The sequence below is a fragment of the Anabaena sp. FACHB-1391 genome (assembly GCF_014696755.1).
GTDB lineage: Bacteria > Cyanobacteriota > Cyanobacteriia > Cyanobacteriales > Nostocaceae > Dolichospermum > Dolichospermum planctonicum.
On the sequence record NZ_JACJQS010000014.1, the window covers coordinates 67,676 to 93,777 of the forward strand.

31 protein-coding genes and 1 pseudogene are annotated in these 26,102 nt (G+C 36.5%); 15 read left to right on the plus strand and 17 right to left on the minus strand.

The annotated features are described in order from the left end of the window. Window positions 1-2 precede the first annotated feature (2 nt). From H6F62_RS08960 to H6F62_RS08970, 3 genes are read right to left on the minus strand one after another with little or no spacing between them, the layout of a single operon-like run. Complete coding sequence (locus tag H6F62_RS08960) at window positions 3-506, minus strand: hypothetical protein (RefSeq protein WP_137907897.1); 504 nt, start codon at window positions 504-506, stop codon at window positions 3-5. Between the two features lie 16 nt (window positions 507-522). Further along, window positions 523-1,176: a ParA family protein gene (locus H6F62_RS08965; protein WP_137907896.1), complete on the minus strand. Its 654-nt coding sequence runs from the start codon at window positions 1,174-1,176 to the stop codon at window positions 523-525. A 58-nt stretch (window positions 1,177-1,234) separates the two neighbouring features. Beyond that, window positions 1,235-1,390, minus strand: a complete 156-nt coding sequence (locus tag H6F62_RS08970; RefSeq protein ID WP_190371842.1) for a hypothetical protein — start codon at window positions 1,388-1,390, stop codon at window positions 1,235-1,237. Window positions 1,391-1,723: 333 nt separating this feature from the next. Here H6F62_RS08970 and H6F62_RS08975 point away from each other — a divergent pair, with 333 nt between their 5' ends. Then, on the plus strand, window positions 1,724-1,987 hold the full coding sequence (locus tag H6F62_RS08975; RefSeq protein ID WP_028084500.1) for a DUF3146 family protein: 264 nt from the start codon (window positions 1,724-1,726) through the stop codon (window positions 1,985-1,987). A 1-nt stretch (window position 1,988) separates the two neighbouring features. Here H6F62_RS08975 and H6F62_RS08980 read toward each other — a convergent pair whose 3' ends face one another. The 3 genes from H6F62_RS08980 to ntcA all read right to left on the minus strand — a co-directional run bounded on the left by H6F62_RS08980 (window position 1,989) and on the right by ntcA (window position 5,052). Beyond that, window positions 1,989-2,411 carry a pre-16S rRNA-processing nuclease YqgF gene (locus H6F62_RS08980; RefSeq protein ID WP_137907895.1) on the minus strand — a complete coding sequence of 141 codons (423 nt, stop codon included), beginning with the start codon at window positions 2,409-2,411 and terminating at the stop codon, window positions 1,989-1,991. Between the two features lie 196 nt (window positions 2,412-2,607). Then, window positions 2,608-4,056 (minus strand): DUF3084 domain-containing protein, encoded by a 1,449-nt coding sequence (locus H6F62_RS08985; protein ID WP_137907894.1) that lies wholly within the window; start codon window positions 4,054-4,056, stop codon window positions 2,608-2,610. 324 nt (window positions 4,057-4,380) lie between these two features. Beyond that, window positions 4,381-5,052, minus strand: coding sequence for a global nitrogen regulator NtcA (ntcA, locus tag H6F62_RS08990; protein WP_028084503.1), 672 nt, complete (start codon window positions 5,050-5,052; stop codon window positions 4,381-4,383). A 374-nt stretch (window positions 5,053-5,426) separates the two neighbouring features. Between ntcA and fabI the strand changes: the two genes are divergently transcribed. The 5 genes and pseudogenes from fabI (at window position 5,427) to H6F62_RS09015 (ending at window position 10,796) form a co-directional block, all read left to right on the plus strand. Beyond that, on the plus strand, window positions 5,427-6,203 hold the full coding sequence (gene fabI / locus H6F62_RS08995) for an enoyl-ACP reductase FabI (RefSeq protein WP_137907893.1): 777 nt from the start codon (window positions 5,427-5,429) through the stop codon (window positions 6,201-6,203). Between the two features lie 93 nt (window positions 6,204-6,296). Continuing rightward, the gene (gene hisB / locus H6F62_RS09000; protein ID WP_137907892.1) at window positions 6,297-6,908 is read left to right on the plus strand and encodes an imidazoleglycerol-phosphate dehydratase HisB; all 612 of its coding nucleotides are present in this window, start codon (window positions 6,297-6,299) and stop codon (window positions 6,906-6,908) included. 65 nt (window positions 6,909-6,973) lie between these two features. After that, a pseudogene (locus tag H6F62_RS09005) lies at window positions 6,974-7,589 on the plus strand (ATP-binding cassette domain-containing protein). Window positions 7,590-8,206: 617 nt separating this feature from the next. Further along, window positions 8,207-9,643 carry a polysaccharide biosynthesis/export family protein gene (locus tag H6F62_RS09010; RefSeq protein WP_137907891.1) on the plus strand — a complete coding sequence of 479 codons (1,437 nt, stop codon included), beginning with the start codon at window positions 8,207-8,209 and terminating at the stop codon, window positions 9,641-9,643. Between the two features lie 292 nt (window positions 9,644-9,935). Then, window positions 9,936-10,796 carry an SPFH domain-containing protein gene (locus H6F62_RS09015; protein ID WP_137907890.1) on the plus strand — a complete coding sequence of 287 codons (861 nt, stop codon included), beginning with the start codon at window positions 9,936-9,938 and terminating at the stop codon, window positions 10,794-10,796. Between the two features lie 108 nt (window positions 10,797-10,904). Here H6F62_RS09015 and folP read toward each other — a convergent pair whose 3' ends face one another. The 6 genes from folP to H6F62_RS09045 all read right to left on the minus strand — a co-directional run bounded on the left by folP (window position 10,905) and on the right by H6F62_RS09045 (window position 17,847). Further along, the gene (folP, locus tag H6F62_RS09020) at window positions 10,905-11,753 is read right to left on the minus strand and encodes a dihydropteroate synthase (protein ID WP_137907889.1); all 849 of its coding nucleotides are present in this window, start codon (window positions 11,751-11,753) and stop codon (window positions 10,905-10,907) included. A 44-nt stretch (window positions 11,754-11,797) separates the two neighbouring features. Further along, entirely contained in the window at window positions 11,798-12,523 is a 726-nt protein-coding gene (gene tpiA, locus H6F62_RS09025) for a triose-phosphate isomerase (protein WP_190371851.1), read from the minus strand. Window positions 12,524-12,719: 196 nt separating this feature from the next. Further along, window positions 12,720-13,157 carry a hypothetical protein gene (locus H6F62_RS09030; protein ID WP_137907888.1) on the minus strand — a complete coding sequence of 146 codons (438 nt, stop codon included), beginning with the start codon at window positions 13,155-13,157 and terminating at the stop codon, window positions 12,720-12,722. A 5-nt stretch (window positions 13,158-13,162) separates the two neighbouring features. Beyond that, window positions 13,163-14,446: an ATP-binding protein gene (locus tag H6F62_RS09035; protein WP_137907887.1), complete on the minus strand. Its 1,284-nt coding sequence runs from the start codon at window positions 14,444-14,446 to the stop codon at window positions 13,163-13,165. Window positions 14,447-14,636: 190 nt separating this feature from the next. Continuing rightward, window positions 14,637-16,328: a beta-carotene ketolase CrtO gene (gene crtO / locus H6F62_RS09040; protein WP_190371843.1), complete on the minus strand. Its 1,692-nt coding sequence runs from the start codon at window positions 16,326-16,328 to the stop codon at window positions 14,637-14,639. 136 nt (window positions 16,329-16,464) lie between these two features. Further along, on the minus strand, window positions 16,465-17,847 hold the full coding sequence (locus H6F62_RS09045; protein ID WP_190371852.1) for a cytochrome P450: 1,383 nt from the start codon (window positions 17,845-17,847) through the stop codon (window positions 16,465-16,467). A gap of 445 nt (window positions 17,848-18,292) precedes the next feature. On the opposite strand from H6F62_RS09045, the gene H6F62_RS09050 reads away from it, so the two are divergent. The 5 genes from H6F62_RS09050 (at window position 18,293) to H6F62_RS21180 (ending at window position 21,578) form a co-directional block, all read left to right on the plus strand. Next, on the plus strand, window positions 18,293-20,506 hold the full coding sequence (locus tag H6F62_RS09050; protein WP_190371844.1) for a phosphoketolase: 2,214 nt from the start codon (window positions 18,293-18,295) through the stop codon (window positions 20,504-20,506). Between the two features lie 210 nt (window positions 20,507-20,716). Continuing rightward, window positions 20,717-20,941: a ribbon-helix-helix domain-containing protein gene (locus H6F62_RS09055; RefSeq protein ID WP_137907884.1), complete on the plus strand. Its 225-nt coding sequence runs from the start codon at window positions 20,717-20,719 to the stop codon at window positions 20,939-20,941. After that, window positions 20,920-21,048 carry a type II toxin-antitoxin system PemK/MazF family toxin gene (locus H6F62_RS09060; protein ID WP_236097115.1) on the plus strand — a complete coding sequence of 43 codons (129 nt, stop codon included), beginning with the start codon at window positions 20,920-20,922 and terminating at the stop codon, window positions 21,046-21,048. Before H6F62_RS09055 ends, H6F62_RS09060 begins: the two co-directional genes overlap by 22 nt. 169 nt (window positions 21,049-21,217) lie before the next feature. Beyond that, window positions 21,218-21,454, plus strand: a complete 237-nt coding sequence (locus H6F62_RS09065) for a hypothetical protein (RefSeq protein ID WP_190371845.1) — start codon at window positions 21,218-21,220, stop codon at window positions 21,452-21,454. Next, entirely contained in the window at window positions 21,444-21,578 is a 135-nt protein-coding gene (locus H6F62_RS21180; RefSeq protein ID WP_271795427.1) for a hypothetical protein, read from the plus strand. Before H6F62_RS09065 ends, H6F62_RS21180 begins: the two co-directional genes overlap by 11 nt. Before the next feature lie 454 nt (window positions 21,579-22,032). Here the strand turns inward: H6F62_RS21180 and H6F62_RS09075 are convergent, their stop codons facing one another. Then, window positions 22,033-22,359: a hypothetical protein gene (locus tag H6F62_RS09075; RefSeq protein WP_236097114.1), complete on the minus strand. Its 327-nt coding sequence runs from the start codon at window positions 22,357-22,359 to the stop codon at window positions 22,033-22,035. 374 nt (window positions 22,360-22,733) lie between these two features. Here H6F62_RS09075 and H6F62_RS09085 point away from each other — a divergent pair, with 374 nt between their 5' ends. Together H6F62_RS09085 and H6F62_RS09090 are read left to right on the plus strand one after the other, a co-directional pair. Then, window positions 22,734-22,988, plus strand: a complete 255-nt coding sequence (locus tag H6F62_RS09085) for a DUF2281 domain-containing protein (protein ID WP_137907881.1) — start codon at window positions 22,734-22,736, stop codon at window positions 22,986-22,988. Continuing rightward, complete coding sequence (locus tag H6F62_RS09090) at window positions 22,975-23,388, plus strand: PIN domain-containing protein (RefSeq protein WP_137907880.1); 414 nt, start codon at window positions 22,975-22,977, stop codon at window positions 23,386-23,388. The genes H6F62_RS09085 and H6F62_RS09090 overlap by 14 nt, the downstream gene beginning before the upstream one ends. A 64-nt stretch (window positions 23,389-23,452) precedes the next feature. Here the strand turns inward: H6F62_RS09090 and H6F62_RS09095 are convergent, their stop codons facing one another. Further along, on the minus strand, window positions 23,453-23,746 hold the full coding sequence (locus H6F62_RS09095) for a HigA family addiction module antitoxin (RefSeq protein WP_137907879.1): 294 nt from the start codon (window positions 23,744-23,746) through the stop codon (window positions 23,453-23,455). A gap of 10 nt (window positions 23,747-23,756) precedes the next feature. Further along, a complete protein-coding gene (locus H6F62_RS09100; RefSeq protein ID WP_347238702.1) occupies window positions 23,757-24,050 on the minus strand; it encodes a type II toxin-antitoxin system RelE/ParE family toxin in 294 nt (97 codons plus the stop codon). A gap of 379 nt (window positions 24,051-24,429) precedes the next feature. Between H6F62_RS09100 and H6F62_RS09105 the strand changes: the two genes are divergently transcribed. Then, window positions 24,430-25,023 carry a Uma2 family endonuclease gene (locus H6F62_RS09105; protein ID WP_137907877.1) on the plus strand — a complete coding sequence of 198 codons (594 nt, stop codon included), beginning with the start codon at window positions 24,430-24,432 and terminating at the stop codon, window positions 25,021-25,023. Between the two features lie 166 nt (window positions 25,024-25,189). Here the strand turns inward: H6F62_RS09105 and H6F62_RS09110 are convergent, their stop codons facing one another. Then, entirely contained in the window at window positions 25,190-25,450 is a 261-nt protein-coding gene (locus H6F62_RS09110) for a type II toxin-antitoxin system RelE/ParE family toxin (protein WP_137907876.1), read from the minus strand. A 5-nt stretch (window positions 25,451-25,455) separates the two neighbouring features. Beyond that, window positions 25,456-25,695: a hypothetical protein gene (locus H6F62_RS09115; protein ID WP_137907875.1), complete on the minus strand. Its 240-nt coding sequence runs from the start codon at window positions 25,693-25,695 to the stop codon at window positions 25,456-25,458. A gap of 257 nt (window positions 25,696-25,952) precedes the next feature. Between H6F62_RS09115 and H6F62_RS09120 the strand changes: the two genes are divergently transcribed. After that, window positions 25,953-26,090, plus strand: a complete 138-nt coding sequence (locus H6F62_RS09120; protein ID WP_162501189.1) for a hypothetical protein — start codon at window positions 25,953-25,955, stop codon at window positions 26,088-26,090. The last annotated feature ends 12 nt before the right edge of the window (window positions 26,091-26,102 follow it).

Here is a 26,102-nt window from a genome sequence, read left to right on the forward strand (position 1 = left end):
TTTTATTTTTCCTGATTAACAGTTTTAAATTCTGCAACTAAGTTTTTATAAAGTAAATTGATACCAACAAACAAACATTCATTTATTCTGTCTTTCATGTCCAACTGTTCTATTTTGTTTGATGTTTCAGGTGATAGCCTAATTTTTCGTGAAAATCTATCACGGTCTTTGTTAGACATTTTCTCTATTGGAGTAATTTGTTTTAACTCGGCTTGATAATTTTCTGATTCTTCATCAATTATTTTTTGGATACTTTCTTTATGCTCAGAGAAAAGAAAATGTACGTAACTAATTACTGATTCTAGAAATAGTTCTTTTTCTAATCTGAGGATTGCAGTTAGCTTTCCTATCTTTTTTAACTCAGAGTCAGTATATCTTAATTCTATATCTAAATCTAAGTTTTGATTTTCTTGTTTTTCTTCCTCTACTTTTTTTATGCCGTTTTGGATGGCATTATCGGTCAAAAAATCTTTACTTGGAGTGGTTTGTTTATCTTCTATAGACATAATTCATCTCCTAACATTATCCATCTAATAAATCAACAAAGTAATCGTATAAATGTTCTAAACCTTCATAGTCCCAAATATATTTTCTATCTTGATAGATAGCAAATTGCATCTGCTCTTGACAATCAGGCATTTCATCCGCAACTCTGTATCTTTGAGGTTTCAAATCGTCTTCTAATCTCTCAACGATCTGATATATAGAGGATTGTGATATTCCTAAAGGTACAATTACTACCTGTGGAGCATAGCCTGCTTTTGTTTCCAATTGAGCAATAACTTTTAGAGTTCTGGGAAGATTACGCAATGCTTTGATTTCCTGAGATTTATTAACTGGTACTAAAATCAAATCCGGGTCATTCCCTACTATTGTTTGTACAATATTTTTTAGAGGACTGTCAATATCTAAAACAATATGGTCATATTGCCCTTTTGGTAGCTCTTTCGGGATTGCTTCACGCCTTCCATTATACATTACTGTACTATTTTCTAGCCATTCCCAATCTTTTGATTTTTCTGGATTGCGATCAATGTAAAACTGCCAAAAATCTGCCTGATCATCACAATCAATTAGAAGTGTACTATCTTGTCTGTTAAGAAGAACACCAGCAATATGAACAGCAAGGGTAGTTTTTCCCACACCACCATCATTATGAGTACATAGGATAATCAATGGAAACAGCCTCCCTAAAATCTAAGTATTAAGACAGCAATAGCACAAGAGAGCGATCTTAGCCAAAAGACACACAAGGACTATCAATTTCTACCGCTGGAGTAAATGAACTACAAAAATTTACGGTAGCACAATCAACATCTAACTCATCAGGGTGAGTACACTGTAATTTAACATAAAAAGCACAGTCTTGACAAATAGTTTTATATAACATTGGCTGCAAGTCAATGACGGGACTCCATGGTGAATAATCCTCAAGTTGAGATAAAACCCACTACCTTGTATATTCTGTAGTGGGCAATAGCAGTAATAAACAATGTCGTTCTTATTATCTGTTATTTTCGTAACAAAATTGATTCCTGAATGCAATTATTGCATTATTATCTTGCATTTATTGTCATTTGACTACAAATCAGCAGTTAAAAACCCAGACCTTACTAACTTATGTTGTCTTTATTAGTTTATTGATTTAAGCTATTTTTAGTACGTAAAATAAATAGCCTACATAAATAATTGGCTTTTATCCCATACCTGACATTAAATAAGCGTGAGTGCAAAACGTCTGCCAGAAACTACTGCCCATGTTAGAATTATCCGCCAATCTTGGCAACAGGGCTTTCTTGAAGGTGAAGTCAGCGCTGGTAATTTTCAATGGCATTTCCAGTGGCATTTTCGTCGGGGGGAACTTTCTGTAAAGCCTTCCCAAGGTCGTGCTTTAATTAAAGAACCTCTAGGACGGTTTTTAGAACAACAAGATTATCAATTAGAACCTGGGGGGGATTATGCTTTTACAATTCGGGCTGAACTCTAAATTATTTGTTAGTTAGTCGGTTCAGGTATCTTTCAATTAGAAGGACTGCCACAATATCATCTATTGCCCTGGGAGGTTGACGCATTCCTTTGGGTAATAGTTTAATTATACCCTGGGGTGGATACATCTGCCAATAGCGATCGCGTGCTTCTAAGGTAGAATAACGTTCATCAACTAAAATAATATTTGTGGGTTTACTTAATTCTTGATTAAGTTGCTGTTTCCACTTTTTAGCTGTTGTTTGATCTCCCATCACTATTAATGATACAGGAAACTTTTGCAATTGTACTTCAATGTTAGCGATCGCCTCTTCTGCTAATATCACTTTATGATAATACAGTTGTCTATCTAATCCCATTACCGCAATACCACATTTATCACGACCAGGATCAAATCCTAAAACTACAGGTTGTGTATTAGTCATTGGTTATTAGTCATTAGTTCTTTGTTGTTATCAATTTTTACTGTAAGTCAATCATTTGTTATTGTAAGTCAATCATTTATAATTGTAAATTCGTCATTTGTTATTGTAAATTAATTATTTGTTATTGTAAATTAATTCAGTAATTGTGTAAAGTTTTGCTTTGTTATTAGTTTATGTTAAATTGATTTTTGATTGTTCACGTAGTGAAAAGAATTTGTCCATTTAATAAAGCCACTAATTTTATTCTTAATGGACCAATAGTATAAGTATCCTCTGCGGCTACGGCTTTAACTTCTATCTCTTGCTCTGTTTGCTGTAATTGAGTAACAAAGCGAACAAAAGTCCCTTCTACTTCTACAGCTTCAACAATTCCCGCATTTCGAGCGCGAAATTGAGAAGCAGAAACTAGCAAATCTAGACGTTGACGCAGTTGGTCAGATGTCATATTAATTAAATCGGCTGTAGTTGTAGCCAGTACCTCACCTGATGAAAACACTAGTTGATTTCGGGCTGCATCTGCAAAAAATTCGATTTGCTTTTCACCTCTAACGTAATTACCTGCTGAAAAGATTCGTACTACATATTCTCGACCATCTTTAATTTGTGCAATTAATTGATCAACTTGATTTTTAGTCACACGCAGTATTTCTGTATTTGTAGATTTAGCGCCAGGTTCAGTTAATTGAATATTGGCATTACGATTAGCTTCTTGTAAAATTTGGATAATTGCCTGAGTTGCCATAATAGGTTTATCAACAGTAATTAACCCTGCCACTATCACTTGACCCCTAACTAAACCTAATTTACCCAACCGGAGATCACGGTAAGACTGATAATATTTTTCTAATCTAGCTACTTCTTGTTCTAAAAATTTTTGTTGTTTTTCCAATTCTTGTAAACGAGATTCTCTTGTCAGAATAATTTCTTCTCGTTGTTTAATTTGTAGATTGCGGTTTTGAATCAGCTTATCTAATTTAGTAATTTTGCGATCGCGTTTTTCAATAGCCGTCTTTGCCTCATCAATAGCTTGCTTACTTTGAGCATACAATCTTTCTCGTTCTGACTTTAATTCTTGCACTGCACTTTGTAATGTCAGGCGCTGATTGTAAAGAGTTTGTAATTCAGTTTTAGCTTGTTGATATTGAACCACAATTCCACCGAGACGACGTTGAGTTTCATAAAGTCGTACTTGAGTTTTAGCCTGTTGGTTAAGAGTACGATTCAATTGAGATTGTGTAGCTTTTTGTTTAGTATTTGCCGCTCGCAAATATTTATTGATAGTTTGTAATTCCTGTTGTACCTGACTTCGTTCTTGTCTGCTTTGATTTAACTCACGTTCTACCTGACCTTTTTGAGTTTCTGCGGTTTTCAGTTGTTCCCGCTTTTGTCCCAAGTCCCTTTGAATATCCTCCAACTCAAATAAACCCTTTCGCAATCCTTCATCAGCAGCAAATAGAATTGCTAAAGTGGTTGCAGAAATCAGACCACCCGTAAAAATAGTCACAATTACAGCGGTTTTTTTCGGACGCAAGTTGAAGAGTGAGAGACGTGCTTTACCAACTCGTGTGCCGATGCGATCGCCCACGGTGGCAATCACGCCTCCCAGGATGAGAATTGCTGCAATTAGGATGTAACCAGTGGTCATTGTTAGCTACGGAAATGCTGACCAGTCTAGCCTACTACGTTCAACCATTGTCTGTGGATAAATAATCAATGGAGTGGGGGTAATTTTGGAATTGGTTGCCCCTAATATCTAAAAATTCGTACCAATTCCATTACCTGACCAAAAAATTTTAGATTTTAGATTTTAGATTGGGAATTTTCGGTACAACCCTCGCCCCTTCAGGGCAGAACTAATCCAAAATCGCTAATTTAAAATCCCCAAGCTCCACACTTTAGGGTGGAGTCAATCCAAAATCCAAAATCGTAAATCCAAAATCTATTGACCTTACCCCATAAATTATAAATTTTAAGTAAATTGCTTACTTAAAGCGACAGGTTTATGCACAGTAATCTTCTTTTTATGAATGGAAATCATTTTTTTCTCGCGTAAATCTCCCAGGAGTCTAGTCACAGTAACGCGAGTCGAGCCAATTGCTTCAGCGATCGCCTGATGTGATAACTTCAGATCAATGGTAATGCCATCAGCAGAAGGAACGCCAAAATCACGACAAAGAATCAGTAAAAAACTAATTAACCGTGAACCCATGTCGCGGTGAGCCAGAGTTTCAATCATCATCTCCGTCTGGAGAATCCGCGAAGACAGCCCTCGCAGCATTAACATTGATAATTCTGGATTTTCCTTTAGTGACTGCTCCACTTGTTCAATTGGCGCTGAAAGCAATTCTACAGTGGTAAATGCCACTGCATGATAAAATCGATCAGACTTATTACCTGTCAATAGAGACAGCACGCCAAAAACGCTATTTTCCCTCAGCAGAGCCACCGTTATTTCTTCTCCTGCTTCATACACCCTCGACAGTTTCACCGCACCCTTGAGAAGAAAATAAACTCGTTCAGCAGGATCTCCCGGAAAAAAGATCGTCTTATTGCGTTCAAACGTCTCGACAACCGGGGGAAAAGCCCCGGTGGCCATCTGACGAAAAACATTTGCTAGGGCTTTGTCTTGTGTCACGATCATCTCCCTTCCCCTACCCAATGCCAGAAAAACAAAAACTAATTACCTAAGAATACACCTGAAAAATCAATAAAGCACCGTTATTTTTTTTGTTTTTCCTATACCCAAATTCATATTTCCTAACCCTTCGTTGATTATGATACATAATTTTGGTTCAGGTTAGCTAGTAATTATTGATAAGTAGTTCTGCTAGTTATCGTCTCCAGGTTTTGCCCCAAAGCTGGGAAATTTCTTGAGAATCTTTACAAATATGGTTATGATTTGCCGGGTACTTCCTGCCTACTCTTTGCGGATTTTAGAAAATTTCTAGGCTCACAAAGTTAAACTAGGGTCAGATTCTAGTATGCTCCTAATGATGAATTATATTAGCAAAGTTTATGCTGAATCTGTCTGGAAAAAATGCCCTAGTTACAGGTATTGCCAATAACCGTTCTATCGCTTGGGGAATTGCCCAGCAACTGCACAAAGCGGGGGCTAATTTGGGTATTACCTACTTGCCAGATGACAAGGGTAAAATGGAAAAAAAAGTGGCTGAATTGGTAGAACCGCTCAACCCTAGTTTGTTTCTGCCCTGCAATGTTGAAAATGACGAGCAAATTCAATCTACTTTTGAAACTATCCGGCAAGAATGGGGGAGATTAGATATTCTAGTCCATTGTTTGGCTTTTGCTAAAAAGGAAGATTTGACCGGAGGTTTTAGCCAAACTTCCCGTTCTGGTTTCAATACAGCTTTAGAAGTTAGCACTTATTCTCTTGTACAGTTAAGCGGTGCTGCTAAACCTTTGATGACTCAAGGCGGAAGTATTATTACTCTTACATATTTGGGAGCAGTTAGAGCAATTCCTAATTATAATGTTATGGGTGTGGCTAAAGCAGGTCTAGAAGCCAGTGTTCGTTATTTAGCAGCCGAATTTGGTCCTGAAAATATTCGTGTTAATGGCATTTCGGCTGGTCCTATTCGCACTTTAGCTTCTTCTGCCGTCGGTGGTATCCTAGATATGATTCATCATGTTGAAAAAGTAGCCCCGCTCCGTCGCACTGTCACTCAATTAGAAGTAGGTAATACAGCCGCTTTTTTGTGTAGTGATTTGGCAAGCGGTATTACTGGACAAATCCTGTATGTAGATGCGGGATATGAAATCATGGGGATGTAAGAAGAGGCCGGGAGCAGGGGGCAGGGAGAATATTTATTGCCCCTATTACCCATTACCCATTACCCATTACCCATTACCTATTGCAACTGACAAATGACAACGGACAACAAACAAACACCTCGCATAGTCTCAGTTCACCGTACTACTGGTGAAACAAATATTTATGTCACTATCAACCTTGATGGTACAGGTATATGTAAAGTATCTACTGGTATTCCCTTTTTAGATCACATGCTTCATCAAATCGCCTCCCATGGGTTATTTGACCTGGATATTCAAGCTCAAGGTGATTGGGAAATTGATGATCATCACACTAATGAAGATGTGGGAATTACCTTGGGACAGGCATTATTTCAAGCTTTGGGAAATAAAAAAGGAATTGTCCGTTTCGGTAATTTTACTGCTCCTTTAGATGAAGCCTTGGTACAAGTGTCCTTAGATTTCTCCGGTAGACCTCATCTAAGTTATGGTTTGGTAATTCCTACTCAACGGGTGGGGACTTATGATACACAATTGGTGCGGGAGTTTTTTGTGGCCTTGGTAAATCATAGCCAAATGACGTTACATATTCGTCAATTAGATGGTATTAATTCCCATCATATTATTGAAGCTGCTTTTAAAGCCTTTGCTAGAGCTATGCGAGTAGCAGCGGAAATTGATCCACGTCGAGCAGAAACCATTCCTAGTTCCAAAGGTGTATTATAAAAATTCCCGACAGCGGTTAATATGTAGATAGTTCTCAATAGTCAGTAGTTGATAATTTCACGTCCATGAATTCTGTTGCAGACAACTCCAATGCTCGACAAAATCCCCTAGACAAACAACCTGTAGTCCTGACTTGTGAACTACGAAAAGTCTATCGCACCGGATTTTGGCTCAATCAAAAAGTTGTATCCCTGAAAAACTGTTCTTTACAAGTGTATCCAGGAGAAACCTTTGGCTTGCTCGGTCCCAATGGTGCGGGTAAAACCACTTTGTTAAAATTGTTGTTGGGAATTATCCGCCCCACATCTGGAAGGGGATTATTATTAGGTCAACCCATAGGTGACGTTAAAGTTAAACAACATATTGACTACCTCCCGGAAAATCCCTATTTATACGACTATCTCAGTGGTTGGGAATTTTTAGAGTTAGCAGCGGGTTTATTTCAAATTCCCCAAAAATTACAACCTCAACGTATTCCCCAATTAATGGATAGCTAGTTTAGAATTTGGTGCTGATGGTTGTTGGCAAGGTATACTCGAAGAAAATGACTATGATTTTCTATCTAGTCTGGGTTTGATGGGTGGAAAAATCATTACCATGAATCTATCACGTCAATCTCTAGAAGAGTTTTTTATTCAGCAAATTCAAACCAGAAATCATACCCTGTCTGAATTGATTTAATCAGATAGCAAACGAAATCAGAAAGTAGCACTTTATCGTTTTTGCTTGATGGTAAATGGCTGTCCAGGGTATCAGCTATGGCGAATAGATTGGTGATTAAGATAACTAACATTGGTAAATTTTCATGGATAAATCAGCCATAAGTAGTAATTTTATTTTTCACAAGACTGCTATATTTACAGCTTAATCTGTAGTACCACAGTAGATTTCAGAGGTGTTTAAAAGGTCTAAATTCATATTTGTCGAAAACTTTAAAATATGCTCTTAGGTAAAAGTCAAACAAGGTAAAAATGGAAAGCGTGTAGAGATATCTAAAAAATAAAATTATGAATCTGATATTTTAGAAAAAAATCTCTGAGGAGAAGTGGAAAATATAGAATCGAAAATTGTTATAAAAATTGAGAATTAAATTGTCTAAATAAATTTAGAGGTGAATTAACTTCATGGAAAATATAAAATCCATATCCCAAAGCAATAAATTACAATTACTTATGTCCGGAAAATTAAAGATTTATGAGAAAATAAAATTGTTGAGCCACTGCGATGTTTAGGTGTAATCAACGTTAAAATGTTTCAGAATAACTGCAAATATCGTTATCTCCAAGTCTCAGGTAAGTATGCTTAATAAAAATTTGTGTAAATTCCTCACCCATTCAACCATGAGTTTAGCATTGCTAACAACCGTCAACATCGCTTTACCATCTGCGAGTATGGCACAGAGGCAGTCAGTAAAATCAACATCTAGTATAGTTACAGATTACTTATTAGGAGGCGGTGATCTCATCCGTGTAAATGTATTTGAAGTTCCAGAATATACAGGTGAATATCAAATTCCTCCTGGTGGTGCAATTAATATGCCTTTAATTGGTAGTGTACCCGTTTCTGGCTTAACAACTGAACAGGCCTCTGATACCATTGCGAAAAGATATTCTCGTTTTCTCAAACGTCCTCTGATTTCTGTTAACTTGTTATCACCTCGTCCCATAAATGTGTTTGTAGCTGGAGAGGTAACCAGGCCTGGAGCTTACACCCTCAGCTTACAAGGGGGAGCAGGGAATAACCCCGGTGTGCAATACCCAACGGTATTAGCTGCCCTAACTATAGCCCAAGGTGTGACATTAGCAGCAGACGTGACTCAAGTGCAATTACGGCGCAAAGTAGGGCGTTCTGGAGAGCAGACGGTTTCCCTAAATTTAAAGGAATTGACTCAAACAGGGCGAATTTCCCAGGAAATTACCTTACGAGATGGAGATACCATTATTGTTCCCACTGCTACTAGCCTAAATGTGGCTGAAGCTCGGAATCTCTTTGCAGCTAACTTTGCTGCTAGTCAAACTTCACCCCGCACAGTGGTGGTAATTGGTCAAGTTTACCGTCCCGGTTCTTATCTTGTCACCGCTGGAAATGCGGGTGGAGGAGAGGGTGGTGGTGCTGGTGGTGGTTTACCCACTGTGATGCGGAGTTTACAACTAGCTGGGGGAATTACGTCCCTTGCAGATGTACGGAAGATTAAATTACGCCGTCCTACTCGAACTGGTACGGAACAAACTATAGATATCAACCTTTGGCAATTACTACAAAGTGGTGATATCAATCAAGACATTGTGGTGCAAGATGGAGATACAATCGTCATTCCTACAGCTACAGACATTAGTGCGGCTGAAGCTACGCAATTGGCTACCACTACTTTATCGCCAAATACTATTGAAGTGGGTGTAGTGGGTGAAGTCAAAAGACCGGGAGCGGTAAGATTACAACCCAATAGCTCTTTAAATCAGGCATTATTAGCTGCTGGTGGTTTCAATGATAGTAGAGCCAGTAAAGGAAGTATAGAACTCATCCGCCTCAATGCCAATGGTACAGTTACTAAACGTCCAATTAAAGTGGATTTATCTAAAGGAATTAATGAAGAAACTAATCCGATCCTGCGTAATAATGATGTTGTCGTAGTTGATCGCAACGTTTTAGCTAAAACAGGTGACAGAGTTAATACTGTAGCTGGTCCTTTAGGGACTATCTTGGGGATTATCAGACTATTCACTACTGGATTTTAGGTTATTTAGGAAAGGTAAAGTAATGGTTTTCTAGATTTCCCACCAAAAAATCTAGGACTAAAATATGGTTATAATATGACTTAGTTACTTAGTCAGCAATTAATAATTAAATTAATAATTATAGTAATTATAAGTATAGCAATAATCGCCTATAATATCAAGGCAGGTTAATTATTAACAATTCTCATTCAAAAACTACACATTTAACCCATTTAAAATTACAGTTAGTTAATACACGGTATAACCATCACCCTGAAATCAATTCTGCCCAAAGCTGAAAGAGGAGAAGATCATGGACCCAATAATTTTGATTATATTTTTAGCTCTGGTAGGTTACGCCTTGGCCTCTGCAAAGATGGTAAATCAAGGGAATGTCGCTTTAGTTGAACGATTGGGGCGATATCATCGTAAACTTAACCCTGGACTGAGTTTCATCGTTCCCATCATTGATCAGATTGTGATGGAAAACACAACCAGAGAGCAGCTTTTAGATATTAAACCGCAAAATGTAATTACTAAAGATGGTATCTATTTAGAAGTAGATGCAATTGTTTATTGGCGCATTCAGGACATTGAAAAAAGCTTTTATGCCATTGATGATCTAGAACAGTCTCTAGCAAACATAGCCACAACTACCCTCCGGGAAAATATCGCCCAAAATTCCTTGGAGGATACTAATATGTCTAGAGATCAGATAGACAAAACTATATTAAGCGTATTAAATTCAATTACATCCACCTGGGGAGTTGAAATTACGCGATTAGATATTCAGAGTATCACCCCACCTGAGACTGTACGCAAGTCAATGGAAGAGCAACAGAACGCACAAATTAAAAAACGAGCCGCGATTTTAGCCGCCGAAGGGGAAGAAGAAGCGGCCGTTAAGAGGGCAAAAGGAACTAAAACATCTATAGAGATCATTTCTGAAGCCTTGCGTTCTCATCCTGAAAGTAAGGATATTTTACGGTATCTTGTTGCCCAAGATTACGTAGACGCTAGTGAGAAACTGGGTGCAAGCAATAATGCCAAAATTGTGTTTGTAGATCCTGCCAACTCAACGGAAATGTTTCAGGAGTTGATTTCTGATTCGGTACAAGAAAATCATAGTAAAAACCCTGGTAACGGTAACGGTAATGGTAATGGAGCTAATTAATACAGCGTATTTCATCTAGGTTAGGTACACTTTGAGCGGGCAAGATGCCCGCACCACGAGATTTTTATGATTAATACCTGTACCTCATCACATCGGAAACTGGTGTAATTAGTAGGAATAACGAAAAATGGCATCTGTCACCAGAGTTACCTCTTGCATTTCTTGAACATCGTGAACTCGCAGGATATCTGCACCATTAAAAATAGCTGCACAACAGGCTGCGGCTGTTCCCCAAATCCGTAATGTTGGATCTGGTTGCTTGAGGATATTACCGATAAAACTTTTGCGAGATGCCCCTACTAAAATCGGAGCATTAAGTGTTTTTAGCGATCGCAAACGCCGGAAAATTTCTAAATTCTGCTCATGATTTTTAGCAAAACCAATACCAGGATCAATAATGATTTTATTTTGGTCAATTCCCGCCAGGATAGCATCAGTAATTCTCTGAGATAAAAAGCTGTAAATATCACCTATTAAGTTTTGATAATCTGTGAGATTGACCATGGTTTGAGGGTTTCCACGGATGTGCATTAAGATAATTGGCACGTTTAAACTGGCTACGGTTGGCAGCATTTCGGGGTCATAAGTACCAGCAGAAATGTCATTTACTAAATCTGCTCCCGCGTTGATAGCTGCTTTAGCTACCTCAGCCCTCGTTGTATCTACAGAAAGAGGGACATCAACTACTGGGCGTAGCTCCTCCAAAACAGATATAACCCGATCAAGTTCCGCATCTACTGATATTTGCTTCGCCCCCGGACGAGTTGATTGTCCACCAATATCAATGATATCAGCGCCAGCGGCAACCATTGCTTGTGCTTGGGTTAAAGCGGCGGAGATAGTATTAAATTTACCACCATCACTAAAACTATCAGGAGTGACATTTAAAATCCCCATGATATAAGTCCGCCTTCCCCAGACAAAACAGTGATTTCCGATAGTTAATTGGTCAAGCATTATACATAATCCAAATTGATAATTACCCCAATCCCCAATCCCCATTATTGATAATTGACAATTCTGGCAAAACTATCAGCTTCTAGACTAGCTCCACCAACGAGAGCGCCGTCAATTTCTGGTTGTGCCATAATTTCATCAATATTATTCGGTTTAACTGAACCGCCATACTGAATAGGAACTAGGGGATTAGTCAATTGACCACGAATTAAGCCAATTACCCGATTTGCTTCCTTCGATTCACAGGTATCACCAGTACCAATAGCCCAAATTGGTTCATAGGCAATAATCAAGTTGTTTTGATCAATATCTACCAAGTCCTTTTCTAACTGGGTGCTAATTATTGATTCTGTTTCCCCCGCGTCTCGTTGTTGTTTAGTTTCCCCAACACAGAGAATGGGAGTGAGTCCATGTTTTTGAGCGGCCTTGAGACGGAGATTGACAGTTACGTCTGTTTCCCCAAAGAATTGCCGTCTTTCACTGTGTCCAATAATGACATAACGCACACCGATTTCTGTGAGCATAGGGGCAGCGATTTCCCCCGTATATGCTCCATTTTCTTCCCAGTGGACGTTTTGCGCTCCCAAATTTACACGGCTACCATGCAAAAATCTGGACAGCAGGCTTAAATCGGTGAAAGGAGGACATAATACCACTTCTCGTACTGAGGGGGTTTCCTCCAGGTGAGGCAAAAATCCGCTTAAAAAGGCTGCGGATTCTGCCTGGGTTTTAAACATTTTCCAGTTACCAGCAATAACGATTTTCCGCACAGGTGATTTAATCAAAATTTTAATGCTACTAGATGCACTTTTTAATTTACTACTTTTTTAGGACTATTCACGAAGCAGAATTACAACAGAGAACAGGAAACACATTATTTAATGTATTAAATATCGCTTGTGTAAAATAGAAAAATACTTACCCATCCCTAATAGAGAAATTCTAGAACATATATATTTACTACGTTTATTTATCTGTAATCAAGGCATTAATATTTTCATTACAGCCTGTTTTTTTAATTCTTAGCACTGCATTGTACTTACTTTTAAATGATTTTGTCTTAACTTGAATTTGTGTTGATGTTATAGGGCATCTAGTTGTGATGACATAGCAATATTTGGGAACATTTTTATAACCTTGGGATATAACTTTAATTGTATTTTCAATTTGTGCAAATGCGTGTTCTACATCAGAACCTTTTAACTCTATATAAATTTCAATATAAGGTTCATTAATAATTAGTAACCAATCACATTTAACTCCTTGAATATCTAAACAACCATCTACTTTAACTTTAGTCACTTCTATTAATTTTTCATTCGTAAAAATTATTTTACTACTTTTCTTTTCTTCTATTAATATATTTTTATGGCTGATTTTTTCGGAACATTTATCTAAATCCACAGATGTTATTCTCCCAATTCAAGTTCTATTAATTTTTCAAACACTTGACTAAATTCGTTGGATACTTCATCAATGATATTTGCGTCAATCAAGTTATTGTCTTCATTGATCAAACTTTCAATCATACCATTTTTGATGGTGTAAGCAGCAACATCATTAATATCTAATATTTGACTTTCTGGAACTATTTTAAATAAATCTTTTAGTAAATCATTTTGTTCAGGTTTCTCTCTTAATGCTTTCAGAGTATTACCTGCTTGAATTAGGTTATTAAAAGCAGTTAGTATATAAGGACTGTGAGTAGTTATAATAAATTTATGCTTTTTTTCGGTTGCATTAAAAACTTGACTGATTAAACTTATAACGTGTTTTTGTGATGTAGGAAATAAATGTGCTTCTGGTTCTTCTATAATGAAAAGTGTTGTTGAACTAATAAAAGGCAAAATAGCTAATATAAGTGTCATAGGTAGGGCTTCCTGTTGTCCAGAAGATGAATGTGATAAATTAGTTCTTCTATTTTTGTTTGTTTCGTTAGTGTATAATATCCAGTCCTGATCTTTTTCGTATGAATAATTACCCACTATTATCTGATTAATTAATTCATCAATTGAATCATTTAGCTTAAACGCATGAATCAATTTTCTAAGATGATAAAAATTTTTTACTCTTTCATAAGCCGAACCAAATTCTTTCAGAAAATAATCTATGACTATATTTTCGGACAAAAAGGAAAAAATATTATTTTGTAAATTAGCAAAAAACGACCTCCCCGCAGGGATAAAAGTTACCAATTCAAGACTATTAAAATGATTATCTCTCAGAATATATTCAGTGAAAATTGTATTGTAATATTCTTCTATTTTCTCAGGGTTATTTTCTGCATATTCAATGGTTTTCTTATTATAGTCGCTTAATATTTTTCTGCGAACTTTAACTAAATGTTCAGAATATATCAAAGATAATTTAGACTTCTTATCATCTGATTTTTGGTTATTCAAAGCTATGGAATAACTATCAAATTCATATAAAATTTGAAACTCCTGATTTTTCCAAGAATATTCCGGGAATATAATTTTAAACGTTGTAATTATACTTCTATCAAATTCTGCTTTTTTTTGCTTATTCTGGATTGAAGAACGATATTTAATGAAAAAATCTTTAAAGAAATAAACTAATTTAGCAATTACACTTTTACCACTAGCTTGCTGTCCGATAATAATATTTATCTTGGATAAATTAAATTCAATATCTTTGATATTTAAAAAGTTTTTTACTGTCAGTTTTTCCATAAGTGCAATATATTATCAGTAATACAAGTGTATTACTAGGAAAATAAGTCATTGATGAATTGTACACGATATTTTAGAAATTTAAAATCAGAATAAATACGATTTTTTGAGGTATTGTAAAAATTATAATTCTCTAATGTATAAAAACTGGTGCGTTACGCTGCACTAACGCACCCTACGTCTGTATTACTTAACTAATCCCAAAAACCGAACCAACTGTGGACTTAATCGAATTTCCTGCATCTTTTAAGGCCTGACTGAATGGTTGCTTATTTTGCAAAAATACCCGCGCACAATTGCGTCCTGGCATTCCCGAAATTGAACCACCTGGATGTGTACCAGCACCAGTTAAAAACAGATGATCAATGGGGGTTTTATAATTAGCTAATTCGGGCAAAGGTCGGAAAAAGATCATTTGATCCATAGTCATATCAATATGATAATAATTGCCTTTATATGCTCCTAATCTTTCCCCTAATTCTGCTGGACTTTCTACCCTTCTAGCGATGGTTGCTTTTTTCACATTTGGGGCATAAGTTGCTAATTTATCAACCACTCTATCAGCAACTTGATTTTTCAAATCATCAGTCCAACCTGTACCTTTTAAACCTGTACTTTTTGCACCAGCAATTTGATAAGGAGCGAAAAATTCAATCCATAAAGTATGTTTCCCTGGCGGTGCTAAACTAGGGTCAAGGGCGCTAGGCATAACCACATACATCGAGGGGTCAGAATCGGGAATTTCGCCGATTGTACATTTATTATGAGCCTGTTCAACATGATTCATAGAATCGGCAATTAAAATTGAACCAATCAGATATTCATCTTTATGTTCATGATGAGAAAAATGCAAAGGTTCATCTAATGCCAAATCTATTTTGAGGATGGTTTCATTATTGTTGATAATGCGACGTTCTAGCCTTTCCCATAAATCAGGGTCAACTGCATCAATATCACTTTTTTCAGTCATTTGTAAGAATAATCTTTGGGCATCAATATTAGAAATTACTCCATGTTTAGCCATAAATTCCTTACCACCAGTCACCCTGACTCCTACCGCTTTACCATCATCAATTAAAATCTTTTCTACGTGCTGGTCTGTGAGAATTACCCCACCTTTACTATTAACTAATTTCACCAATGCTTGCACCAATGCACCCGTACCGCCGCGAGGTCTAGCCATACCAGGATGATGGCGCATAGCCATCATCATGACTCCAATTGCCAGATTTTTTTGTGAAGGTGGCGCACCTAATTCTGATGCTAATCTTGATAGGGGTGCTTTTAAAAATTCTTCATCAAACCATTCATTGAGAATATCCTCCGCACTATTTAACATTGTGCGCACAAAATCGAAACTTTTCGCCGGAGAACCGACAACAGAAACTAAATCTTTAACTTGTTGGAAATTGTAATTACCAAAAATATCTATAATTGACTTTGGTGAGGCATTAAACATGGGAGTCATGGCGTTAATTGCCCGTTGCCAATAATTGGTAAATTCGGCGTATTTTTTAGCATCTCGTTGATTATAACGAGCGATTTCTGCACAGGTTTTTTCTAAGGATTTATGTGCCAAGAAATATTTACCGTCCGGGTGAGGACAAAATACAACTGGGTCACATTCTAGATATTCCAAGCCGTATTTTGTCAGTTCTAATTCTTCCACCACTGGACCTAAATGAATAAATTCATGGTCAATGGCACACAAATTAAATTTAAACCCTGGTACTTCTGGGATACATTCTTCAGTTGTAGCAGCACCACCTGGGACAGGACGTTTTTCTAATAGCAGAACACTATAACCTGCTTTGAGTAAATAAGCCGCACAAACTAAGCCGTTGTGTCCAGCACCGATAATAATAACGTCGTATTCTTGCATATTTTGATGAGATAAAAACCTGGCTCTTTTATATTATTATATTTAGGGAATCTAAGCAAATGTTAAAAAAAGTGGAAGATAAACCTAAATCCCCGACTTCCATAAGAAGTGGGGGATATTGTTGGTTGTTAGTATATCAAACTGCTGTTGCTTCTAAAATTGCAGATTTTGGTTGACGAATATTTTGAATTTCCAAAGTTATCGGACTACTCGGTCCTGTAACTAAACCCCGTCTTTGAGGTTTGATTTCATGGGTATCAACTAATTTCATTGACCATGTTTTTAGGACTTTTGCTAAGATCAATTTCATTTCCATTTGGGCAAATGCTAAACCTATACAACGTCTTGCACCACCACCAAAAGGTAGAAATTCATAAGGTGAAAATTGTCTTTGTAAAAAGCGTTCTGGCTGAAATTTCTCATGTTCAGGATAAGTATCTTCGCGGTGATGAGCTAAATAAATTGAACCGATGATAATTGTACCTGGTTCGAGTTGATAACCACAGAGAGAAATAGGGTTTTTAACTCTTCTGGGAAAAGCTAACATTCCCACGGGATAAATCCTTAATGTTTCATTACAAACAGCAGTTAAATATGGCAATTTAAAGACAGTATTAGAGTCATAATTTTCTCCTAAACTATCCAATTCTGCTAATAACTTTTCTTTAACTTCTGGGAGTTTATGAATCCAGTAAAAAGCCCAAGAAATAGCTGTGGCTGTAGTTTCATGACCTGCAACTAGTAAAGTCATCAATTCATCCCTTAATTCTGCATCAGTCATAGGTTGACCGTTTTCATCTTGAGCAGACATAAGTAAATTAAGAATATCTGTACGGTCAGGATCAAAATTTTCTCTTCTTTCTCGAATTTCCTGATAAATAAGTTGGTCGGCTTGTTGCTGTTTCTTCATTTGTTGTTTCCAAATTTCTGAAATCCCAAAGGTTTCTTTTAATTTGGGAAAATAGAGAAAAATCACCCTCCAAGGAGTGCTACCCTGTTCTAAAATTTCACAAAGTAAATGTTTAAGTTTTTCTGCTCGTTCTCCTTCATAAATGCCAAAAACAGCTTCCATCATTACCTGAAGAGTGATATCTTGGGTAATGTTCCTAATATTAAAAGATTGATTTTTTGGTTGTTGATTAAAAACTTTTGTGGTAATATTCTCAATTAATTCTGAATAAGTTCGCATTCTTTCCCCATGAAAAGGAGGCATAATTAATTGACGTTGACGTTGATGTGCTTTACCACTAAGACTAATGACAGAATTTTTGCCCAGTAAATATTCAAAAATACTGTTTAAATCTCCTGGTGCTTCCAACTCTTTTTGATCATTACTTAACACCTGCTGCATTGCTTCAGGAGAATGAACAAATAACATCGGTGGTAAATTACCCTGTAATTTTAGAGCAAAAACATCTCCATAATTTTTAGCACATTCCATCATATAAGGCATAGGTCTGAATATCCAGTTTAAGACTTGAATAATAGATATTCCTTTGGGTTGTGGTAGCATTTGCATCATATTCTCCTGTTGTTATCAAAAAAAAACAATTCAATTATATACATAATAACTCAACTTCAAGTATAAATCATCTTGGGGTAATTATAACTTTTCAGCCAGAAAATCTAAAAACCAAGCGAATTATTCTTAATTTCTATCTCCAGATACTTGTCAACAACGATATTTCAATACCATAGAAACAAGAGATTGATTCCCTTTTGCTTCCCTCTTTCTTCCTCCTTCCTGTACTTTGTACCTATCCTTACGGAACAATCCGCGAACGTAAATGTAGTTAATTTCATCAATATCTACAACTAAACACAAAATAACGGAAAAATCAATCATCACTTAGTTATAGTAATTTTCAGAAAAAGCAATTAATTATTAGAACCTTAAAGATGTAAAATATTTATTAAATTAAACCAGAATCTCTAGTTTTTTCGATTTTATTAAGGTACTCAGCATGACAGCAATTACGCAAAATACGGCTTCCGCAGTTCCGAATTTTTGTCTAGGGATACAATATTTTGGGGAAGTATTGCCAGATTTTCAAACTTATGGTACAGTACCAGCGATCGCATCTGGTCAAAAAGCAGTAGCAAATCCTACCGATACAAATGCAGTATATCAAACTTTATTGGCTGCTGATGCCTTGCGCTACCTGACGCTACAAATCACTGGTAGTAAGGCTTCTGGACACCCCGGTGGTTTTGCCAGTCAAGCGGAAGCTTATGCAGCTTTGGTCATGCTTGGGCATAAAAACATTATCACCGAAGTGGGACACCATGCCCCTGGTTTTTATAGTGCCATGTTTTTAGACCGATCTTTAGAAGACATGGGCATTTCTACTGTACAACAATTGCGTGATCGCTTTCGGGAAAAACACGGATTATTAGGACATTTATCCGGTTATATTCCCGGTATTTTAGCACCTGCCGGACCTTTAGGACAAGGGCAACATTTCGCCATGGCCGCCGCATTGTTACACCGTGACAAACTCTTCCCCTTTACAGTGGGAGACGGAGGACTAGGTGAACCCTACATCATGAGTTCCATGGCACATTTTAACACGGCTTACCCCACTGTTACAAACTTTTTACCAGTTTTAGTGTGGAATGGTTACAGCCAAGAACATCATAGCATGGTATCTTTAAAAACTAACGACGAAATGATCGCCTATTGGAAAGGTAACGGTTTTGCCGAAGTCGTGTTAGTCAATGCTAAAGACTTTGATGATCAAAACCAACCCGGTGATTATGTGGATAGTACCGCTTTCTCCTTCCAAAAACGGTTAGAATTTACCAAAGCGGTACTAGTAGGCATGGATAAAGCTGCCCGTTCCGCTTTAAGTGGCACATTAACAGTATTTATTATCAAACAACTCAAAGGGGCAGGGGTTCATGCTTTAGGTGCAAAATCCCATAACTTATATCCTAAAGATACCTTAGACGCGCCCCATATTGTCACCGCCTTACAAAAACGGGCTTTATGTGCCGAGGCATGGCAAACGGTCCGTACAAATGCGGAACGGGCAGGGGGTGGACCAGCAGCGAAAACCGCAGTGACAGAATTTGAATTACCCCTAGCAGAAATTGGCGAATTACCATTAGAAGAATATGCAGTGGGTGGAGAACCAAAAGTTTCAACTACTGCAATGGGAAGGCTAGTAGGAATAGTCGGAAATAAAGATAAAAACTTCCTGGTAACAAACGCCGATGGTAACGAAGCATCAGGAATTGCTAACATTAACCAAGCCTTAAAAATCAACCATCCTACTACCGATGAATTATATAATCAAGCTCCAGGAGGTCAAGTTTACGAACCTTTGAGCGAAGATGCTTGTGCCGGATTAGCCGCTGGTTTATCCTTAATGGGGGCGAGAACCTTGTGGTGTTCTTATGAATCTTTTGCCATCAATGGATTACCAATTTGGCAAACTGTCACCCAAGCAATGGCAGAATTAAGACGCAAAACACCGTCAACGATTACATTATTTACAGCCGGAGCATTAGAACAAGGACGAAACGGTTGGACACACCAAAGACCAGAAATAGAGGCTTATTTTGCATCATTGATGAGAACAGGAAATGTATTTCCATTATTTCCACCCGATGCTAACAGTATTCAAGGTTGTTATGACTGGGCTTTGCAAACAAAAAATAAGGGAATTGTCATTACAGCCAGTAAGTCTCCTTTACCCATTAGAACGACTTTAAAACAAACAGCAGAAGGGTTAGAAAATGGCGCGATTTTATTACATGAAATTGCGGGAGGGAAGACTGTTGTATTTGCTGTCATTGGCGATATGACCTTAATTCCCGTATTTGAAGCGGCGGCATTTTTAGAGACTGAAGGTATTGGTGTGAAGATTATTTCTATTATTAATCCTCGCCGTTTATATCGTCCTCATGATACAGCTTGGGATACTTGTTCTGAACCTGATAACGGTTTTTTAAGTGATGCCGATTTTGAGCAATTGTTTGGTGGAGATGCCTTAATTGGTGTTACAGGTGGCGCTGCGGCGATGTTAGAACCGATTATGTTACGCAGTAATTCTAAGCGTGATTCTTTTGCCTGGAAGCGTGGGGAAACTACGGCTAGTGCGGGTGAGTTGATGGCTTTTAATGGGTTGACTGCGGAGGCTTTGACTAAGCGGGCTATTGAGTTGGTGCATTAATTAGAACGCAGATGTACGCAGATTAACGCGGATGTTTTGGCGTTGGGTTGCGTACATTTGCTGATTTTATACGCTATGAAACTCAACAATATAATAATTCAAATTCCCAAGTTATCAAATTAATTACCTGATAGAAAAATCTTGACAAAATTACTAGACTAAAAACATCAAAATCTGTTATGCTACCAATGGTATGATTATAGGTAGGATATGGCTAAAATCTCAATTTCATTGCCAGATGAACTACTAAATTACATTGACCAAAAAGTTGATAACCGTAGTGCGTTGATTGAAAGTCTTTTGAAACAATGGCAAGAACAAAAACAAAATAAAGCACTAGCCGCAGCTTGCGCTTTGGTTGATGAATTAGAATTAGGTTGGGAAGGTGAATGGCAAAATATAGCGATTACCGAATGGGAAGCATCTGGATCGTAACATTTGATCCATCTGTAGGTACAGAAATTCAAAAAACTCGTCCAGCAGTGATAATTTCTGGGACTTTGTTTAACAACCAACGCAGTAAAGTTACAGTTTTACCTTAAATTACAACTAAAAAACCATGTATCTGTTCACATTATCTCACCCAACCATTACGAGCGATATTTAGGGCGATCATGTAAATATTCACTGCACCTGAGAATTATCACCCAGGGCGTAGTTTGTAATAGGATCATACCGAAAAATTTTATATAGGATTTAAGGTTATTCATAATGCTGCAAATTATCCAAGCAACCTGTACCAACGGTGAACTTATTTTGAATGAAAAACTAAGTTCCGAATTAGAAGGTAAAACCATACAAATAATGATTCTCGAACCCAGCGAATCTACACAACCAATAGATTCTCAAGAATCGAAAATACAGCAATTCTTAGCGCGAGTTAATAACTACTCCTTCCCACTTCCCCCAGACTACAAATTTAATCGAGAAGAAATTTATGACAGATAATATCATAAATAATATCTTTCTCGATAGCAATCTCTGGATTTATCTCTATGCTAAAAATCCGCCAGAAAAATCTCAGCAAGTTGCAGAAATAATTAAAAATAATTTAATTATTCATCTCTGCTAGTTAGCACTCAGGTTTTAGGAGAATTATTTCATGTTTTAACTAGAAAAAAATTCACATCAAAAACAGATGCAATTACAATCATATCAGATATAGTGAATACTTTTCCGGTTCAGGCAATTAACACAACAGAAGTTATACAAGCATTAGAAATCAATGCAAAATATAACTACTCTTATTGGGATAGTTTGATTATAGCTACAGCTTTATTAAGTGAATGTTCCATCATTTACTCAGAAGATATGCAACATAATCAACTAATAGAGAATAAGGTAAGAATTATCAATCCATTTGTTTGATTTCATATCTTTTTAATTCCTGTAGGGTGGGTTATCAACAATATAACCCACCATTAATAACCCTACTAGCTATTGATATCATTGCATACTTGATGGGATTGAATTTACCAATGTTTCAAATTGATTATTTTCTTCAAAAAAACATAAAGCATCTTTACTTAACACGCTTCTTCTTCCAAATTAACCCACTCGTCAACCAATTCTAAATCACGTTCTGCTCTTTGAATAGCTCCTTGTTTTAACTGTTCTTTGAGATTAGTAAATTTGTGATAATTACCATTTGCATATTCATCACGGACTAATTGAATTTCTTTTTTAGTCTCTTCATTTTCTCGCCAACTTTCCTCTTTAGCATCAGCGATCGCTTCATCAAGAATCTGCCAAAGGTGCTGTTTTTCTGATAAACTTAGTGCATTTAAGGAGTTAATTAGTAACTCCATCGGAATGAATAGATTTAAGCCAGTCTGTGACATAGTTTTTATCATGATGTGATAATTTCTTTACATTATATCAAATACGAATAGTTTTTTCTACCAATGGCAGAAAATGACAAAAACCGCGATGATATAAAAAGTACATTCAAGAATTCACATTATGAAAAGTATGAATATTTCCTTACCGGACACCATGGGCGATTATATAGAACAACAGGTAGCGCAAGGAGGTTACAGCAGCGAAGCGTGAATATTTGCGGGAATTAGTGCGACAAGACCAAAAACAAAAAGCAAATGAACAACGACAAACCCTGCTTTGAGGAGGATTAAACTCAGGAAATGCAACAGAAATGACTGCACAAGATTGGGAAGATATTTGTCAAGCAGTATAATAGTAATAACATAATTCAAAAAAGGCATTAATTATGGATATCAAACTTGCAGAAATATCTCAAGAAATTAACCGCTTACCAGAAGAAGCGCAAATCTTACTACTAGATTTTATTCAACTACTCAAAAAACGTTATCCACAACCAGAAAATCATCATCAAGAAAAAACCATCTATGAAAAATTTGATGAAATTGGATTAATTGGTTGTTGTGGTGTGGAAGAAAATTTATCAACTACATATAAAGACGTTCTATCTAATACATTACCCAACAAATATGATCATAGTTGATACAGGATTTTGGTTAGCTCTTATTGATCAAAAAGACACCTACCACGAAAGAGCAAAACAGGCTTTAAAAAAATACAATGAACCTTTAATTACAACATGGTGTGTTGTCACAGAAACCTGTTATCTTTTGCTAACTCGCAAAGGAGTTCAAGCTCAAGTTACTTTTTTAAATAGTCTGGAACAAGAATTATTTACAGTTTTTAATTTAGAATCTCACCATACTCCACGCATTATCCAATTAATGGAAAAATATGCTAATCTACCGATGGATTTAGCTGATGCTTCCCTAGTAATTTTAGCAGAACATTTAGGACATGGACGCATTTTTTCAGTAGATCAGCGTGACTTTAATACCTATCGTTGGAAACAAACTTATCCTTTTGAAAATTTGCTATTTTGAGTTAATTAAAAACTGATACATCAGGAAACATTCACCTGCGCTGAGAATTATCACCCGAACCATTTTAACTAATTTCAATAGGTGAAATATTTTTCCATTCTTCAGATTCATTTTTTGCACACCAAAGGTCAAACTTCTGTTGAAGATTTAACCAAAGTTCCGGCGTAGTTTGAAAAGCACTTGCTAACCGCAAAGCAATATTAGGTGTTACACTTGCACGTTCATTCACAATTTCCGAAACTGTTTTGCGAGACACACCTAAAATATTAGCCAATTCCGTCACCGTCATATTTAAAGGTTCTAAATATTGACGTTTAATCAAAGCACCTGGATGTCTAGGTTTTCTGTTAGTATTCATATTCATAATCCTAATGATAATCCTCGTAATTTACGTCGTAAGCATCCCCATCTTGAAAAACAAAAGTTAAACGCCAATTACCAGAAACCGTAACTGAATATTCACCTTTTCTATTTCCTATTAATTGATGAAACTTAGAACCAGGAAAATTCATATCTTCAGCTACAGATGCAGCATCTAGTCTATCTAATAAATCTAACAGTTTTTCAGCATGATTCGGATTAACCCCACTTCTATTATCATCTTCAAACAGCTTTCTTAACCCCTTATGCTTGAAATTTCTAATTATAAGTAAAATAACAATATCTACTGTAAACTATAAGGTTACACTTGTCAATCCATAACATACGCTAAATTTGGTAATTTTGAAAACTCATTGATTAATATTTACAATACTTTACAAATCATCATCACTGTTATCATGGCAGTAATTAGGTTAGGTTGACGCAAAGAAACCCAACATAACCCACTGTTAATAACCCTAAATTACAACCAAAAAACCCTGTGTATCTGTTCACATTATCTCACCCAACCATTACGAGCGATTACTAGAGCGATAGCGAAGCGCTGCTGTAAGTAGTTCGCAGCATGACAGATACACCACCGAAAGATTCACCTCACCTGAGAATTATCACCTGACCATGAGTTATAATCAAGATTAAAGTCATAACCATAAAATTACTATGACTATCCAAACCTTAGACAAAACCACCACAATTTCCGAACAGCAATTTCTTCTACCTGGCCATTACACCTGGAAAGAATTTGAAATAATAGAAACCTTAACCGCAGACGCAGCAGGTTTGCGGATAACTTATCTTGATGGGTACATCGAATTTATGACGCTGAGTGAACAACATGAAATGATTAAAACCATTCTTGGTTTTTTACTAGAATTATATTCCTGTGAAATAGGCATAAATCTGATTCCAGTAGGTAGTGCTACTCGTCGCGCAAAAGAAAAAAGTGCTTCCTTTGAACCTGATGAATCTTATTACATCGGAGAGAAAAAAGCAAATCCAGATTTAGCAATTGAAATTAATATTACCAGTGGCAGTATTGATAAACTTGAAAAATACAAACGGTTTAATATTACCGAAGTCTGGTTTTGGGAAAATAATCAATTGTCTCTATATTATCTTAAAAATGATAATTATGAGCAAATTAATCAAAGTGAATTATTGCCAGATTTAGATATAGATTTATTGGCGAGTTGTGTTTTAATGCCTTCCATTATTGATGCAAGAACAGCATTTATTAAAGGTATTAAAAAGTAGTAGTTTGTAGGTTGGGTTGACACAAGGAAACCCAACAATACCCACCATTAATAACACTAAATTCCAACCCAACAGCCCTGTATCTGTTTACATTATCTCACCCAACTATCACCAACTATCTTGTAAACAAGAGAAGATAATGAACTATTAGCCAAGAAAATGGGTACTACTTTTTATAAACATCACGACGATGCTTACACTGAAGAAGTAAAACAATTAATTGCTCATCTTGAATTTCATAAACCAAACGATAATCTCCTATTCTAATCCGATATTCATTGTCATATCCTTTCAAGTTGACAACCCCATCAGGACGAGGTTCTTTCGCAAGTTGGGAAATCTTATCATATACACGCTCTTGTATATTATTAGGAAGATTATCTAATTGTTTTTGAATAGATTTAGTGATAATAATATCGTAAGTCATAGTATCTATTTTCTCTGATTTAGATACTGTTCAAAAGTCATATATTCCCCATTTGCATATTCATCACGGACTAATTGAATTTCTTTTTTTGTCTCTTTATCTTCTCGCCAACTTTCCTCTTCAGCATCAGCAATAGCTTCATCAAGAATCCGCCAAAGTTGCTGTTTTTCTGATAAACTTAGCGCGTTTAAAGAGTTAATCAGTAACTCCATCGGAATGAATAGATTTAATCCACTTTCTGACATAGTTTTTATCATAATGTGATGATTATTCTAATTATATCAAATGATGGTGGATTAGTCTATACAAACCCTGTATCTGTTCCCATCATCTCACCCAACCATCACCAGCTATCATCTAAATAAGAGAAGACAATAGAACCATCATAGATACACCAACGAAAAATTCACCTCACTTGAGAATTATTTAGAAGCAGAATTATTAGAACAATCTCAAAATATTTTGCGGCGATATCTGAGTTTAAATAACAATTGATTGTCTTATGTTACACAGTAATTGTAAGCGTGATTCTTTCCCCTGGAAGCGTGGGGAAACTACAGCTAGTGCGGGTGAGTTGATGGCTTTTAATGGCTTGACTGCGGAGGCGTTGACTAAGCGGGCTATTGAGTTGGTGCATTAATATCATATTTTG